The organism is Bacteroides oleiciplenus YIT 12058 (assembly GCF_000315485.1).
Lineage (GTDB): Bacteria > Bacteroidota > Bacteroidia > Bacteroidales > Bacteroidaceae > Bacteroides > Bacteroides oleiciplenus.
The window spans coordinates 197494-212048 of the sequence record NZ_JH992945.1 but is presented as its reverse complement, the minus strand read 5'-3'; the positions used below and the strand labels follow the sequence as shown (position 1 = coordinate 212048).

Genomic DNA, 14555 nt, shown 5'->3' with positions numbered 1-14555 from the left:
GGACACGATTTTTCTTCAAATAAACAATACCAAAATGATAGAATAATGAAAAAAAAGTGTGTATATTTGCACGTCTCTAAGGATGGAGCACCTTTAAATAAGTCGTATGAAGAATATTTTGGTAATTGGAGCTACCGGACAGATAGGTTCGGAACTCACATTGGAGTTGCGTAAACGTTATGGTGATGACCACGTTATAGCCGGATATATTCCGAGTGCTATGCCCAAAGGGGAGCTGAAAGCATCGGGACCATCAGCTATTGCTGACGTTACCGACCGTCAGTCTATTGAAGTGGTAGCGCGTCAGTTCAAGATTGATACGATTTATAATCTGGCCGCTTTGCTCTCAGTGGTTGCAGAAAGTCGTCCGGCCATGGCTTGGAAAATTGGTATAGATGGATTGTGGAATGTGCTGGAAGTAGCGCGCGAGTACGGCTGTGCTGTGTTTACTCCGAGTTCCATCGGTTCGTTTGGAGAAACTACACCCCATGTGAAAACGCCACAAGATACGATTCAACGCCCCCGTACCATGTATGGCGTGACAAAAGTGACTACAGAATTGCTAAGTGATTACTATTATACGAGATATGGAGTAGATACCCGTGCAGTTCGGTTTCCGGGAATCATTTCCAACGTAACCCCTCCGGGTGGTGGTACTACGGATTATGCCGTGGATATTTATTACTCTGCCGTGAAAGGTGAGAAATTTGTGTGTCCCTTGAAGCCGGGTACTTATATGGATATGATGTATATGCCTGATGCCTTGAATGCAGCTATCTCATTGATGGAAGCGGCTCCGGCCCGCCTGAAACATCGGAATGCTTTCAATATTGCTGCCATGAGCTTCGATCCGGAACAGATCTATCAGGAAATAAAGAAACACGTGCCCAATTTTGAAATGGCATATGAGGTTGACCCTTTGAAGCAATCTATTGCCGACAGTTGGCCCGATAGTCTGGACGACACTTGCGCTCGTGAAGAGTGGGATTGGAAACCACAATATGATTTAGAGTCCATGACAGTGGATATGCTTGAGAAATTAAGAGCTAAACTAAATAAGTGACCTTTAAGAGGTCCGGTAAAGAATGAGGAAAATAGGATTGGGGTTATGTCTTCTTGTTTTCTTGATGTCCTGTGGAAACAAGAAAACGAAGATGGACCCTTTTGTGACAATCACCAATATGGTAGATTCGGCCTCGCACAAGGTTGATACAGTACCACAAGTTGAGGTTGATAATGACCCGAAACCAACAGAAGCGGATGAGTCGTTTGATGATTTTGTCTATGCTTATGCTTCGGATGATGTCCTGCAACAGCAGCGGACGAAATTTCCGTTGCCTTATTACAACGTTGATACTCCCTCAAAAATAGAAAAAGAGGATTGGGAGCATGATTATTTATTCACTCAACAGAGCTATTACACGCTGCTCTTCGACAATGAAGACGACCTGGAATTGGTGGGGGACACTGCGATTGCGTCTGTGCAAGTGGAATGGATTTTTCTTGAGAACCGTATGGTGAAGAAGTATTATTTTGAACGTGTGAAAGGTGTCTGGATGTTAGAAGCTATTAATCTCCGTCAAATAGAACAGGGGGAGAATGAGGACTTTGTCACCTTTTATTCGCGTTTCGTGACGGATAGTCTGTACCAGAGTAGTCATATTCGTAAACCGCTGGAGTACATAACGATAGACCCGGACGATGAATTTTCTATTTTGGAGACTACTCTTGATTTGAATCAATGGTATGCTTTCCGTCCGGTATTGCCTGTAGATAAGTTATCAAATATCAATTACGGACAAAAGAATAGCGATGATTCGAATACGAAAATCCTGAAAGTGAACGGGATTGGAAACGGATATACCAATATCTTCTATTTCCGCAGATACCGGGGCGACTGGGAACTGTATAAGTATGAGGATACAAGTATTTAATAATTAAAAATTAAAAATTAAATGAAGATTCCCAATACATTTGGGCTTGATGTTGAAGCTGCTGTATTTTTGGAATACAATTCTGTAGAAGAACTGGAGGAGTTGATTGCCGCAGGGCGCATCACTTCTCCTTATCTGCATATTGGCGGAGGTAGCAATCTGTTGTTTACCGATGATTATAAAGGTGTGATATTGCATTCGCATATCAACAATATAGAGATAGTAGCAGAAGATGAAGAGACGATATCGGTGCGTGTAGGTGCCGGCATTATATGGGATGATTTTGTGGCCTATTGTGTAGAGCATGGATGGTATGGCGCCGAAAATCTGTCGCTCATTCCCGGAGAGGTGGGAGCGAGCGCGGTGCAGAATATTGGTGCTTATGGTGTGGAAGTGAAAGATCTGATTTCCTCGGTAGAAACAGTGAACATACAAGGTGTGAAGCGTGTTTATCGGGTGGATGAATGTGATTATTCATACCGGAACAGCATCTTCAAACGTCCGGAGATGAAGCAGGTGTTTGTTACGCATGTTTCCTTCCGGTTGAGTAAGAAAGAACATTATATACTGGATTACGGTACGATTCGTCAGGAGTTGGAGAAGTGTCCGGTGGTTGATTTAAAAACATTGCGTCAGGTTATTATCCGCATCCGCGAAAGTAAATTGCCTGATCCGAAGGTGCTGGGTAATGCAGGCAGTTTTTTTATGAATCCTGTTGTGCCGCGTAGAGTGTTTGAAACTCTGCGGGAACAATATCCTCTGATGCCGTTTTATGAATTGGGTGCTGACCGGGTAAAAATTCCTGCAGGATGGATGATAGATCAGTGTGGCTGGAAAGGTAAGTCGCTGGGGCCTGCTGCCGTGCATGATAAGCAAGCGTTAGTGCTGGTGAACCGGGGTGGGGCGAAGGGTGCCGATATCGTGGCTCTTTCAGATGCCGTAAGAGCATCTGTCCGTGAAAAATTTGGCATCGACATTCATCCCGAAGTGAACTTTATTTAATAGCTAATAATTAATTTTGAGTTGGCGTGAAACTAAGAGTATTAGGAAGCGGAACATCGACAGGAGTGCCTGAAATAGGTTGCAAGTGCGAAGTTTGCACCTCTACTGATCCGCGTGATAACCGCTTGCGTGCATCGGCTTTGTTGCATACGGACGATGCGGTAATATTGATTGATTGTGGACCGGACTTCCGGGAACAGATGTTGCGTACATCTTCGTTTGAAAAGATAGACGGTGTGCTGATAACCCATGAGCACTATGATCATGTGGGTGGACTGGATGATTTGCGTCCTTTCTGCCGCTTTGGCGAAATACCTATCTATTCTGATGAATATACTGCCTCCCACTTGCGTGTGCGGATGCCTTATTGTTTTCTGGAACATAAATATCCGGGTGTTCCGCAGATATTCTTGCGGGAAGTGGAGTCCGGGAAGAATTTCTTTATCAATAATACGGAGATTATTCCTATTCAGGTGATGCATGGACGCCTACCCATTTTGGGATACCGCATTGGTAAGCATATGGCCTATATTACGGATATGTTGACCATGCCGGAGGAATCTTATGAACAATTGCATGGTTTGGATGTTCTGATAGTGAATGCCTTGCGTGTCAAACCGCATCCTACGCATCAGAGTATTTCCGAAGCATTGGAGACGGCGAAGCGCATCGGTGCGAAAGAAACTTATTTCATCCATATGAGTCATCATGCAGGTTTGCATGCCGAGCTCGAAAAACAGCTCCCGTCTCATATGCATTTGACTTTTGATGGAATGGAAATAGAGTTTTAAGGCGCAAAAAATCTAAAACTTTTTTATATCTACTAAAGTTTTTGAAACATTTGTTTTGTTTTATTAGTAGAAATAGTTATTTTTGCCGAAACTTGATGCCTGAAAAACCATGAAGTTACGCCTTGTCATAAGAATTGCCGTTATTGTGTCCATAGTGTTGCTATGTACGGGTTTCGGGGTGTATTCATTTTTTAGGTTGAATGCAGTAGAGAGCCGGAAGGATTTTAATCTTTATACATTGGTTCCTCAGAATGCAATAGCTGTGCTGGAAACCGACCGTATGGCGGAATTGGTGGATGACATCAATCAGTTGAGTTGCAGCAAGGATAATCACTTTCTTTATGCTTCTGAACTCTTTGTTTATCTGAAAAATTATCTGCATGCCTTGCTCGAAGATACTCCGCACGGGTTTAGCAAACAGATGAATAAAATGCTTATCAGCTTCCATGAACCGGATAATCCGATGAACCAGGTGTTGTATTGCAGCCTGGGCGCGGGCGATTATGAGTTGGTGGAATCCTTTGTGAGGAAATATTGTGCCAGTTCGTTCCCTTCCAGATTCTTTGATTACAAAGGTGAAGAAATAAGTATTTACCCTATGCCTGACGGACGTTTCCTGGCAGCCTATTTTACACCGGACTTTTTGGCAATCAGTTTTCAGAAACGACTGATAGAGCAGGTGATTGATGCACGGCTTTCCAAGAAGTCGTTGATAGATATGCCTTCGTTCAAGATGATGCATGCCGGGAAGAATGCCAATGTGCAAGCTACGGTATATGTTCGCATTAAATCGGTGGAGATGGGCAAGAATACGGATGGTATTCGTTCGCAGACTTATCTGGGAAGTTGGGCCGAATTTGATATGAAGCTGAATGAGAATGCAATTTATTGTTCGGGTATTAGTCATGGTTCGGACACGACACGTACCTTTATAAATGCTTTGCGTCGTCAGCAGCCTGTAGAGGGTTTCCCGGGAGAACGTCTTCCGCTTTCTACTTTCTTTTATGATTGTTGGGCTATTTCGGACATGGAGTCCATGTGTGGTTTTACGGCGGAGCAGGAATATGCTAAAGCAACTTATTCTGATTATATAAAGGAGAGGGATGAAGAGTGGCTTGATTTTCTGAAAACATATGCAGGTGACCAGGTGATAGCTTGTCTTTTCCAACCGAAAGATACGGTGAAGAAGTATCCTTGCGCAGTGATGAGTGTTCCGGTGAAAAATGTGTCGCAGGCTGAACGTCGTCTGCAATCGTTGCTCTATACTACTCCGAAGGAAGTGGATGCACCGCCTTCGCCACAGGATTCTCCTGAATATCATCTTTATCCGAAAGCGAGAGGGCATCGCTGTTATGTATTACCCCGTAATACGCTGTTGACTCAGCTGACAGGTATTACGGAGTCTGCCCTTTATACTTATGCATGTTTCTATCGCGGGCATTTGCTGATGGCGCCCGATGCTGTCAGCATTACGGCTTATATTGATGCGATGGAGAATGATGAAGTATTGGATGATACTCCAATGTATGAGGAGAGCATAGGCAGTCTTTCTCCGGTTTATAGTTTTGTGATGATGGTGGATATGGAGGAGATGTTGCTTCAGCCGGAGACGTATGTGCGCCTGATACCTAACTTTTTTTTCAGGCAGGCGAAATTTTTCCGTCATTTCATACTTGCTATACAGTTCACTTGTGTGGAAGATACGGTTTATCCTAATCTTGTGCTTTTATACAAAGGGGATAAAATCTAAGTTGCCAAACTTTGATAAAAGAATAAACTTTAGCAATAAAAAAAGGGAGAACTTCTCCCTTTTTTTATTGCTAAAGTTGCCTTTTAGAATGGTAGGTCGTCTTTTGCATCACCTGATAGGAAATCCGGTGCAGCAGTCGGTGCTGGTGGCGGAACCGGAGCACCCGGTGCACTTGCAGGAGCAGCCGCACTAACACGTTCTACTTTCCACGCGCGGATACTGTTGAACCAGCGGTCTTGCCATTGGCGTGCATCCACATCAAATGATACGGTCAGTTCTTCACCCATCTGGATGTTGAACTGTTCTATTTTGTCTGCTCCGAAAACATCGAAACACATTTTGCGGGGATATTGGCCGTGATCTTCAATCACGTATTCCTGTGATTTCCACTCGTTGCCCGACTTTGCTACTCCGCCCCTTGGCTGGAGTATAGCGATAATTTTTCCTGTAAATTCCATTGTGTTCTTTTTAAATGATGCTGCGAAGTTACAATTTTTTAGGGAAATCCGGAGAACTTCCGGACGTTTTTTCTTAATTTTCTTTGCTGTAGGAAAATCTTTTTTTGTAACTTTGTCCGATACTATGAAATAATAGTACGAATAGGAATAATATAAAACTTAAATACATAGAATATATGAAATTTATCGTTTCGAGTACTGCGCTCTCCAGCCATTTGCAGGCTATCAGCCGTGTGATTAATTCGAAGAATGCGTTGCCCATTTTGGACTGTTTCCTCTTTGAACTGAAAGACGGAACGTTGTCGATAACCGTTTCAGACAGTGAGACAACTATGGTGACTTCAGTTGAAGTGAATGAAAGCGATGCTGACGGACGTTTTGCCGTAGCTGCCAAAACCATTCTGGATGCTTTGAAGGAAATTCCCGAACAACCGTTGTCATTTGAGGTAAACACTGACTCATTGGAAATTACGGTGCAGTATCAAAACGGTAAGTACAGTCTGATGGGGCAGAATGCGGATGAGTTCCCGCAATCGGCTATGTTGGGTGAAAGTGCTGTACGTGTAGAAATGGAAGCATCTGTATTATTAGGTGGCATTAATCGTGCTGTTTTTGCTACGGCAGATGATGAACTTCGTCCGGTGATGAACGGTATCTATTTTGACATTACGACGGAAGATATTACAATGGTGGCATCAGACGGTCATAAGCTGGTACGGTGCAAAACATTGGCTGCCAAAGGCAATGAGCGCGCTGCGTTTATTTTACCCAAAAAACCAGCTTCGTTGATTAAGAACTTGTTGCCGAAAGAACAAGGACAGGTGGTGATAGAGTTTGATGAACGTAATGCTGTGTTCACTTTGGAGAAATATCGCATGGTGTGTCGTTTGATTGAAGGACGTTATCCGAACTACAACTCGGTAATTCCGCAGAATAACCCTTATAAGGTAACGGTTGACCGTATGCAACTGGTAGGCGCATTGCGTCGTGTGTCTATTTTCTCATCACAGGCAAGTAGTCTTATCAAGCTACGCATGCAACCCAATCAAATTGTAATTTCAGCTCAGGATATTGACTTTTCCACTTCTGCCGAAGAATCATTGGCATGCCAGTATGATGGAAATCCGATGAGTATCGGTTTCAAATCGACTTTTCTGATTGATATTCTGAATAATATTGCAGCAGATGAAGTCGTGATAGAATTGGCAGATCCGTCACGTGCAGGCGTTATCGTTCCCGTTGAACAAGAAGAAAATGAGGACTTGCTGATGCTGTTGATGCCGATGATGCTGAATGATTAATATTTAATTAAGCTACAGGCTACGAGCTACAAGCTACAAGTACCATGCGGCATAATTGCGCAGCCACTCGTAGCTTGTAGCTCGTAGCTTGTAACTTACCCACCCATAAAACAATAATAATGAAACTAAACCTCAAGAATCCGATTGTCTTTTTTGATTTGGAGACCACCGGAACGAGTATCAATGCAGACCGTATCGTAGAAATCTGTTATCTCAAAGTACATCCCAATGGTAATGAGGAAGCGAAAACGCTTCGTATCAATCCGGAAATGCATATTCCTGAAGGAGCATCTGCCATTCATGGCATTTACGATGCTGACGTGGCAGATTGTCCCACTTTTAAAGAGGTGGCGCGCACCATTGCCAATGAAATAGAAGGATGCGATTTGGCAGGGTTCAACTCCAATCGTTTTGATATTCCTGTACTGGCGGAAGAATTTCTCCGCGCTGGTGTAGATATTGACCTGAGCCGCCGCAAATTTGTGGATGTACAGGTCATTTTCCATAAAATGGAACAACGTACACTGTCTGCCGCCTATAAGTTTTATTGTGGGAAGAATCTGGAAGATGCGCATACGGCAGCAGCCGACACGCAAGCTACTTATGAAGTGTTAATGTCTCAGCTTGACCGTTATCCGGAATTGCAGAATGACATCGCTTTTTTGGCTGACTATTCCAGTTTCAATAAGAATGTGGATTTTGCCGGGCGTATGGTTTATGATGATAATGGGGTAGAGGTATTCAACTTTGGAAAATATAAAGGAATGTCGGTAGCTGATGTCCTGAAACGTGATCCGGGGTATTATAGTTGGATTCTCAACAGCGATTTCACCTTGAATACCAAGGCTATGCTGACTAAGATACGTTTACGTGAATTGACCAATAAATAGTTTTATGGCAAATACGCTGAAAGGGAAAAAAATCGTATTAGGTATTACCGGAAGTATTGCTGCCTACAAAGCTTGCTATATCATCCGGGGATTGATTAAACAAGGTGCGGAAGTGCAGGTTGTGATTACGCCTGCGGGAAAAGAATTCATTACTCCTATTACACTTTCTGCACTGACGAGCAAACCGGTTATCAGTGAGTTCTTTGCCCAACGTGACGGTACCTGGAACAGCCATGTAGACCTCGGATTATGGGCGGATGCCATGCTCATTGCTCCGGCAACAGCTTCTACTATTGGGAAAATGGCAAATGGTGTGGCGGACAATATGCTGATAACAACTTATCTATCGGCTAAGGCTCCTGTATTTGTGGCACCTGCTATGGACTTGGACATGTATGCTCATCCCTCTACACAAAAGAATTTGGATACGCTTCGTTCTTACGGAAATCATATTATAGAACCGGGTACAGGAGAACTTGCCAGCCACCTGGTAGGCAAAGGACGTATGGAAGAACCGGAGGTCATCATACAATATCTGGCGGATTACTTTGCCGGAACAGAGGGGGACTTGCGTGGCAAGACCGTCATGATAACTACCGGGCCGACTTATGAAAAGATTGATCCTGTGCGTTTTATTGGTAATTATTCCTCTGGAAAAATGGGTTTTGCCATAGCGGACGAATGTGCTGCCCGGGGAGCGAAGGTAATTATGATAACAGGCCCTGTACAACAGAAAATGCATTATCCTGCTTTCCAATATCATGCAGTGGAATCGGCTCAACAGATGTATGATGCAGCGTATAGCTCGTTTACACAGGCTGATGTTGCCATCCTTTCGGCTGCCGTTGCCGACTTTACGCCGGAACAAGTGGCCGATGCCAAAATAAAACGGGAAAAAGAAGGAAAAATAGCTTTGCATCTGAAACCTACGGAAGACATTGCAGCCTGCCTGGGACGGATGAAGAAAGATAATCAGGTGTTGGTGGGGTTTGCCCTGGAAACGAATGACGAACAGCATAATGCCGAAGATAAGTTGCAACGGAAGAATCTGGATTTCATCGTATTGAACTCCCTGAATGATAAAGGGGCCGGTTTTCGGTATGATACGAATAAAATCAGTATTATCGACCGTGAGGGTAAAACGGATTTTCCGTTGAAGTCCAAGACGGAAGTAGCTGTGGATATAGTTGATCGTTTAGTGAAAGTGTTGAAGAACAAGTAAAGATAGGTCGTGAGGAATAAGACACTCTATATTATGTTGTTTTTGTCTGCAGTAGCATTGAAGACTGTAGCTCAGGAATTGAATTGTAAATTGACAGTGAATTATTCTCAGATACAAGGTACGAGTACGCAGGTTTTCACTACACTTGAAAATGCGTTGATGGAATTCATCAACACACGTCGGTGGACACAGGCGCAATATGAAGTGAATGAGAGAATCCGTTGTTCCATGAACCTTACCGTGAAGGAATATAGCGAAGCAGACGGACGTTGGAAGTGTGAACTTATCGTACAGTCTACCCGTCCTGTATGGCAGTCCGGTTATCAGACGGTAGTCTTTAGTTTCAAGGATACGGAGGTGTCTTTCAATTATCGGGAGTTCGATCCGCTGGAACTGAGGGACAACATGATAGATAGTAATCTGACAGCTGTCATCGCCTATTATGCCTATATGATTATCGGCTTGGATATGGATACGATGGCTCCGCAAGGTGGTACAGATGTGTTTCGGGCAGCCGAAGATATCGTAACTGCCGCACAAAACCTCGGTGAAACTGGTTGGAAGGCATTCGACAGTAGCCGTAACCGCTATGCACTGGTTTCTGATTATCTGGAAGACGGTATGTCGCCCTTGCGCAAACTGATGTATGACTATCATCGTACGGGAATGGATGAACTTTCAGTCAATGCTATCCGTGCCCGTGCTGCGATTACAACAGCGCTGGCTGGCTTGAGGCAGGCACAACAGAATAAACCGATGTCGGCATTGCCTGGTTTGTTCACTGAGATAAAGAAAGATGAATTAGTTAATCTCTATTCCCGCGCTGCAATGAAGGAAAAAGAAGAAGTCTGTGAGTTACTTTCTTCTGTTAACCCTTCGCTGACTGCCGAATGGGAAAAGATGAAATAATGATATGAAGTGAGTAAGATTTTAATTTGTAAATAAGTTATGTTACGTTCGCTTTACATACAAAATTATGCTCTTATAGAGAAGCTTGACATTGGCTTCGGTGCAGGTTTCTCCGTTATTACGGGTGAGACAGGTGCCGGAAAGTCTATCATATTGGGTGCTATCGGCTTAATGCTTGGGCAACGTGCCGATGTGAAGGCCATCCGGCAGGGTGCCTCGAAATGCGTGATTGAAGCCCGTTTTGATATTTCAGATTATGGCATGCGCCCTTTCTTTGAAGAAAATGAACTGGAATATGAAGAAGAATGCATTTTGCGTCGTGAAGTTTATGCTTCCGGTAAGAGTCGTGCATTCATTAATGATACTCCGGCTTCGCTTGTGCAGATGAAAGAACTGGGTGAGCAGCTTATCGATGTTCATTCTCAACATCAGAATCTTTTGTTGAATAAAGAAGGTTTTCAGCTTAATGTACTTGATATATTATCTCATAATGATGAACAGCTTTCAGCTTATCAATCTTTATATAAGGATTGGAAGCAGGCACAGCAAGATCTGGAAGATCTTATAGCCCGTGCTGAGCAGAACAAAGCTGACGAGGATTATATTCGTTTCCAGTTGGATCAGTTGGCAGAAGCCAATCTGGTTGCAGGTGAACAAGAAGAACTGGAACAAGAAGCGGATACATTGAGCCATGCTGAAGAAATTAAAGCTGGCTTATTTCGTGCTGGACAATTGCTGTCATCTGATGAAGGTGGTTTGTTGGCTTCATTAAAGGAGAGCCTGAACACGATGTTGGGCTTGCAAAAAGTTTATTCTCCTGCTACCGAACTTGCCGAACGTTTGGAAAGTACATATATTGAACTGAAAGATGTCTCTCAGGAGCTTTCTTCACAGGAAGAGGATGTAGAGTTTAATCCTGAACGTTTGGAGGAAGTGAATGATCGTTTGAACCTGATTTATACTTTGCAGCAAAAGCATAGGGTAGCCACTGTAGGGGAGTTATTGGCGCTTACTGAAGAATACTCTGCGAAACTGGCAGCCATAACTTCTTATGATGAACGTATTGCCGAACTGACGATGCTTTGCGATACCTTATATAATAAGGTGAAAAAACAAGCTGCTGTTCTTACCAAAGCCCGTTCAAAAGCCGCCCGCGAGGTAGAAAAACAGATGGCATCCCGATTGGTGCCGCTTGGTATGCCTAATGTCCGTTTCCAAGTGGAAATGGGAATACGAAAAGAACCTGGAGTGCATGGAGAGGATACTGTTAACTTCCTTTTCTCAGCCAATAAGAATGGTGCATTGCAGAATATTTCATCTGTAGCTTCCGGTGGTGAGATTGCCCGCGTCATGTTGTCTATCAAGGCGATGATAGCCGGTGCAGTGAAATTACCTACTATCGTATTCGATGAAATAGATACCGGTGTATCCGGTGAGATTGCCGACCGCATGGCGGATATTATGCAGGAGATGGGAGAGCAGGATCGGCAGGTTATCAGTATCACCCACTTGCCGCAGATTGCTGCCCGTGGATGTGCACACTACAAAGTATATAAGCAAGATAATGAAACCGAAACAAACAGCCACATCCGTCGTTTGGCAGATGGGGAGAGAGTGGAGGAAATAGCTCATATGTTGAGTGGTGCTACTTTGACCGAAGCAGCCTTGAATAATGCAAAGGTACTCCTCGGCACTGGCCAATAATTTTTAATTTTTAATTTAGAAGATGGTTGATAAAAGTGAAATGATTTTCGGCGTTCGCGCTGTGATAGAAGCAATACAGGCAGGAAAAGAAATCGATAAGATTCTGGTGAAGAAAGATATCCAGAGTGATTTGTCCAAGGAACTTTTTGCTGCATTGAAGGGTAATCTGATTCCTGTTCAACGTGTTCCGGTGGAACGTATTAACCGCATAACCCGCAAGAACCATCAAGGGGTGATTGCCTTTATCTCCTCTGTTACTTATCAGAAAACGGAAGACCTGGTACCTTTCCTGTTTGAAGAAGGTAAAAATCCACTGTTCGTCATGCTTGATGGAGTGACGGATGTCCGCAATTTCGGTGCTATTGCCCGTACCTGCGAATGCGCAGCGGTAGATGCTGTTATTATTCCGGCTAAAGGAAGTGTGACGGTGAATGCCGATGCCATGAAAACTTCTGCCGGAGCATTGCACGTATTGCCGGTTTGCCGTGAGCAAAATCTGAAGACTACTCTGCAATACCTTAAGGATAGTGGTTTTCGCATTGTGGCCGCCACAGAGAAGGGCGACTATGATTATACAAAAGCCGACTATACGGGGCCGATGTGTATTATCATGGGAGCTGAAGACAAAGGCGTTTCTTATGAAAACCTGGCTCTTTGCGACGAATGGGTGAAAATCCCAATGCTGGGTACTATCGAGTCGCTAAATGTCTCTGTAGCCGCAGGTATTTTGATTTATGAAGCTGTGAAACAAAGAACCAACTAAGATATGAAAAAGAACTTATTGTTGACGCTCGTCCTCTGTTTACTGGCTCAGTGGAGTGTAGCTCAAGCACCTAAATGGGTGGAAAAAGCCAAACGTGCTGTTTTCTCGGTGGTTACGTACGACGAGAATGATAAAATACTAAATACGGGAAACGGTTTTTTCGTGACCGAGGATGGTATCGCTCTGTCTGATTATAGCTTGTTTAAAGGCGCTCAACGGGCGGTGGTTATCAATTCTGAGGGCGCACAAATGCCCGTAGATGTTATTCTGGGAGCAAATGACATGTATGATGTTGTTAAATTCCGCGTGGCAATTTCCGGAAAAAAAGTTCCAGCATTGGTAGTATCTACTACAGCTCCGGCAGTTGGGACAAGCGTTTATCTGTTGCCATATTCTACTCAAAAAGATCGTTCTTATACTGCTGGACAGGTGAAAGAGGAGTCTAAGGTGGAAGAAAAGTTCCATTATTATACTCTCGATATGCACCTGAAGGATAAGATGGTGAGTTGTCCTGTTATGACTGTCGACGGACAGGTGTTCGGTTTAGCTCAGAAATCTTCAGGAAAAGATACGGCTACTATTTGTTACGCAGTAGGTGCCGATTATGCGATGGAACAGAAAGTAAGCCCTCTTTCATTCAACGACCATACATTGTCGAGCATTGGTATTAAGAAGGCATTGCCCGATACAGAAGAACAAGCGTTGGTATTTCTCTATATGGCTTCTGCGCAGCTAACCCCGGAAAAGTATGCTGAGTTATTGAATGATTTTATAGCTCAATATCCTAATAGTGCTGATGGATATCTTCGCCGTGCTAACAGTCAGATGTATCTGTCGAAGGAGACAGATTCAATGGATAAAGTAGCTGCTGACATGGATAAAGCACTTGAAGTAGCACTAAAGAAAGATGATGCGTATTTCAATCGTGCTAAACTGATTTATAACTACCAGTTGGGTAAACCCGAAACCACTTACAAAGACTGGACATATGATAAAGCAATCGAAGAAGTTCGTAAGGCGATAGCAATCGAAGAGCTTCCGGTATATGTCCAATTGGAAGGTGATATCCAGTTTGCCAAGAAGGATTATGCAGCAGCTTTTGAGAACTATCAGAAGGTGAATGCTACCAATCTTGTTTCTCCTGCTACATTCTTTAGTGCAGCTAAGACAAAAGAATTAATGGAAGCAGCTCCGGAGGAAATATTGGTGCTGATGGATAGTTGTATAGCACATTGTCCACAGCCATTCACAGAAGAAAATGCTCCTTATCTGCTGGAACGGGCCCAGATGCGCATAAATGCAGGTCAGGCACGTGGCGCAATGCTTGATTATGATGAATATTACAAAGCTGTGCGTGGCAATGTGAATGATGTATTCTACTATTATCGTGAACAGGCATCTTTCCAGGCAAAACAGTTTCAACGTGCATTAGATGATATGGCAAAAGCTATTGAACTGAATCCGAAAGAGTTGACTTATCGTTCGGAGCTTGCAGTAGTGAATATTCGTGTCGGCAGAAATGAAGAAGCCATAAAGGTATTGAAGGATGCTTTGGAAATTGATCCTAAATATGCTGAAGCTTATCGCTTAATAGGAGTTGCACAATTGCAGTTGAAGCAGAACAAAGAAGCATGTGCCAGTTTTGCGAAAGCAAAGGAACTGGGTGATCCGAATGTAGATGCATTGATTGAGAAACATTGCAAGTGAGAAGAAAAAAAGGCTCTGCTTTCACAAGCCGAGCCTTCGTCGGGAAACTCCCGTGTCAAAAAAGAATTAGCTAAGTCTAGGTTTAAAAACAGGTATAAGTGAATTTCTTTTGTGTATAATTCTA

13 protein-coding genes are annotated in these 14555 nt (G+C 43.5%); 12 read left to right on the top strand and 1 reads right to left on the bottom strand.

All coding sequences use genetic code 11. The annotated features are described in order from the left end of the window. Positions 1 to 106: 106 nt before the first annotated feature. From HMPREF9447_RS23475 to HMPREF9447_RS23455, 5 genes are all read left to right on the top strand, one after another. Positions 107 to 1063 carry an NAD-dependent epimerase/dehydratase family protein gene (locus HMPREF9447_RS23475; RefSeq protein ID WP_009132236.1) on the top strand — a complete coding sequence of 319 codons (957 nt, stop codon included), beginning with the start codon at positions 107 to 109 and terminating at the stop codon, positions 1061 to 1063. 22 nt (positions 1064 to 1085) lie between these two features. After that, the gene (locus HMPREF9447_RS23470) at positions 1086 to 1934 is read left to right on the top strand and encodes a DUF4348 domain-containing protein (protein WP_009132235.1); all 849 of its coding nucleotides are present in this window, start codon (positions 1086 to 1088) and stop codon (positions 1932 to 1934) included. Between the two features lie 21 nt (positions 1935 to 1955). Further along, complete coding sequence (murB, locus tag HMPREF9447_RS23465; RefSeq protein ID WP_009132234.1) at positions 1956 to 2936, top strand: UDP-N-acetylmuramate dehydrogenase; 981 nt, start codon at positions 1956 to 1958, stop codon at positions 2934 to 2936. 26 nt (positions 2937 to 2962) lie between these two features. Further along, positions 2963 to 3727 (top strand): MBL fold metallo-hydrolase, encoded by a 765-nt coding sequence (locus tag HMPREF9447_RS23460; protein WP_009132233.1) that lies wholly within the window; start codon positions 2963 to 2965, stop codon positions 3725 to 3727. Between the two features lie 109 nt (positions 3728 to 3836). Continuing rightward, on the top strand, positions 3837 to 5477 hold the full coding sequence (locus HMPREF9447_RS23455) for a hypothetical protein (RefSeq protein ID WP_009132232.1): 1641 nt from the start codon (positions 3837 to 3839) through the stop codon (positions 5475 to 5477). Positions 5478 to 5560: 83 nt separating this feature from the next. Here HMPREF9447_RS23455 and HMPREF9447_RS23450 read toward each other — a convergent pair whose 3' ends face one another. Then, a complete protein-coding gene (locus HMPREF9447_RS23450) occupies positions 5561 to 5935 on the bottom strand; it encodes a DUF3127 domain-containing protein (RefSeq protein ID WP_009132231.1) in 375 nt (124 codons plus the stop codon). Between the two features lie 176 nt (positions 5936 to 6111). Between HMPREF9447_RS23450 and dnaN the strand changes: the two genes are divergently transcribed. The 7 genes from dnaN (at position 6112) to HMPREF9447_RS23415 (ending at position 14431) form a co-directional block, all read left to right on the top strand. Next, entirely contained in the window at positions 6112 to 7236 is a 1125-nt protein-coding gene (gene dnaN, locus HMPREF9447_RS23445) for a DNA polymerase III subunit beta (RefSeq protein ID WP_009132230.1), read from the top strand. A gap of 119 nt (positions 7237 to 7355) precedes the next feature. Continuing rightward, positions 7356 to 8126 carry a 3'-5' exonuclease gene (locus tag HMPREF9447_RS23440; protein WP_009132229.1) on the top strand — a complete coding sequence of 257 codons (771 nt, stop codon included), beginning with the start codon at positions 7356 to 7358 and terminating at the stop codon, positions 8124 to 8126. A 4-nt stretch (positions 8127 to 8130) separates the two neighbouring features. Continuing rightward, positions 8131 to 9348 carry a bifunctional phosphopantothenoylcysteine decarboxylase/phosphopantothenate--cysteine ligase CoaBC gene (gene coaBC / locus HMPREF9447_RS23435; protein WP_009132228.1) on the top strand — a complete coding sequence of 406 codons (1218 nt, stop codon included), beginning with the start codon at positions 8131 to 8133 and terminating at the stop codon, positions 9346 to 9348. A gap of 33 nt (positions 9349 to 9381) precedes the next feature. Further along, positions 9382 to 10257, top strand: a complete 876-nt coding sequence (porD, locus tag HMPREF9447_RS23430; protein WP_009132227.1) for a type IX secretion system protein PorD — start codon at positions 9382 to 9384, stop codon at positions 10255 to 10257. 39 nt (positions 10258 to 10296) lie between these two features. Beyond that, positions 10297 to 11961, top strand: a complete 1665-nt coding sequence (gene recN / locus HMPREF9447_RS23425) for a DNA repair protein RecN (RefSeq protein ID WP_009132226.1) — start codon at positions 10297 to 10299, stop codon at positions 11959 to 11961. Between the two features lie 22 nt (positions 11962 to 11983). Further along, positions 11984 to 12724 (top strand): 23S rRNA (guanosine(2251)-2'-O)-methyltransferase RlmB, encoded by a 741-nt coding sequence (gene rlmB, locus HMPREF9447_RS23420; RefSeq protein WP_009132225.1) that lies wholly within the window; start codon positions 11984 to 11986, stop codon positions 12722 to 12724. Positions 12725 to 12727: 3 nt separating this feature from the next. Continuing rightward, positions 12728 to 14431, top strand: coding sequence for a serine protease (locus HMPREF9447_RS23415; protein WP_009132224.1), 1704 nt, complete (start codon positions 12728 to 12730; stop codon positions 14429 to 14431). Positions 14432 to 14555: the final 124 nt, after the last annotated feature.

Bases quoted from the DNA above. Each gene is read 5' to 3' on its own strand.
- coaBC (WP_009132228.1), top strand. From the start codon at position 8,131: ATGGCAAATACGCTGAAAGGGAAAAAAATCGTATTAGGTATTACCGGA.
- porD (WP_009132227.1), top strand. From the start codon at position 9,382: ATGTTGTTTTTGTCTGCAGTAGCATTGAAGACTGTAGCTCAGGAATTG.
- HMPREF9447_RS23450 (WP_009132231.1), bottom strand. From the start codon at position 5,935: ATGGAATTTACAGGAAAAATTATCGCTATACTCCAGCCAAGGGGCGGA.
- HMPREF9447_RS23415 (WP_009132224.1), top strand. From the start codon at position 12,728: ATGAAAAAGAACTTATTGTTGACGCTCGTCCTCTGTTTACTGGCTCAG.
- HMPREF9447_RS23470 (WP_009132235.1), top strand. From the start codon at position 1,086: ATGAGGAAAATAGGATTGGGGTTATGTCTTCTTGTTTTCTTGATGTCC.
- murB (WP_009132234.1), top strand. From the start codon at position 1,956: ATGAAGATTCCCAATACATTTGGGCTTGATGTTGAAGCTGCTGTATTT.
- HMPREF9447_RS23440 (WP_009132229.1), top strand. From the start codon at position 7,356: ATGAAACTAAACCTCAAGAATCCGATTGTCTTTTTTGATTTGGAGACC.
- recN (WP_009132226.1), top strand. From the start codon at position 10,297: ATGTTACGTTCGCTTTACATACAAAATTATGCTCTTATAGAGAAGCTT.
- HMPREF9447_RS23455 (WP_009132232.1), top strand. From the start codon at position 3,837: ATGAAGTTACGCCTTGTCATAAGAATTGCCGTTATTGTGTCCATAGTG.
- dnaN (WP_009132230.1), top strand. From the start codon at position 6,112: ATGAAATTTATCGTTTCGAGTACTGCGCTCTCCAGCCATTTGCAGGCT.
- rlmB (WP_009132225.1), top strand. From the start codon at position 11,984: ATGGTTGATAAAAGTGAAATGATTTTCGGCGTTCGCGCTGTGATAGAA.
- HMPREF9447_RS23475 (WP_009132236.1), top strand. From the start codon at position 107: ATGAAGAATATTTTGGTAATTGGAGCTACCGGACAGATAGGTTCGGAA.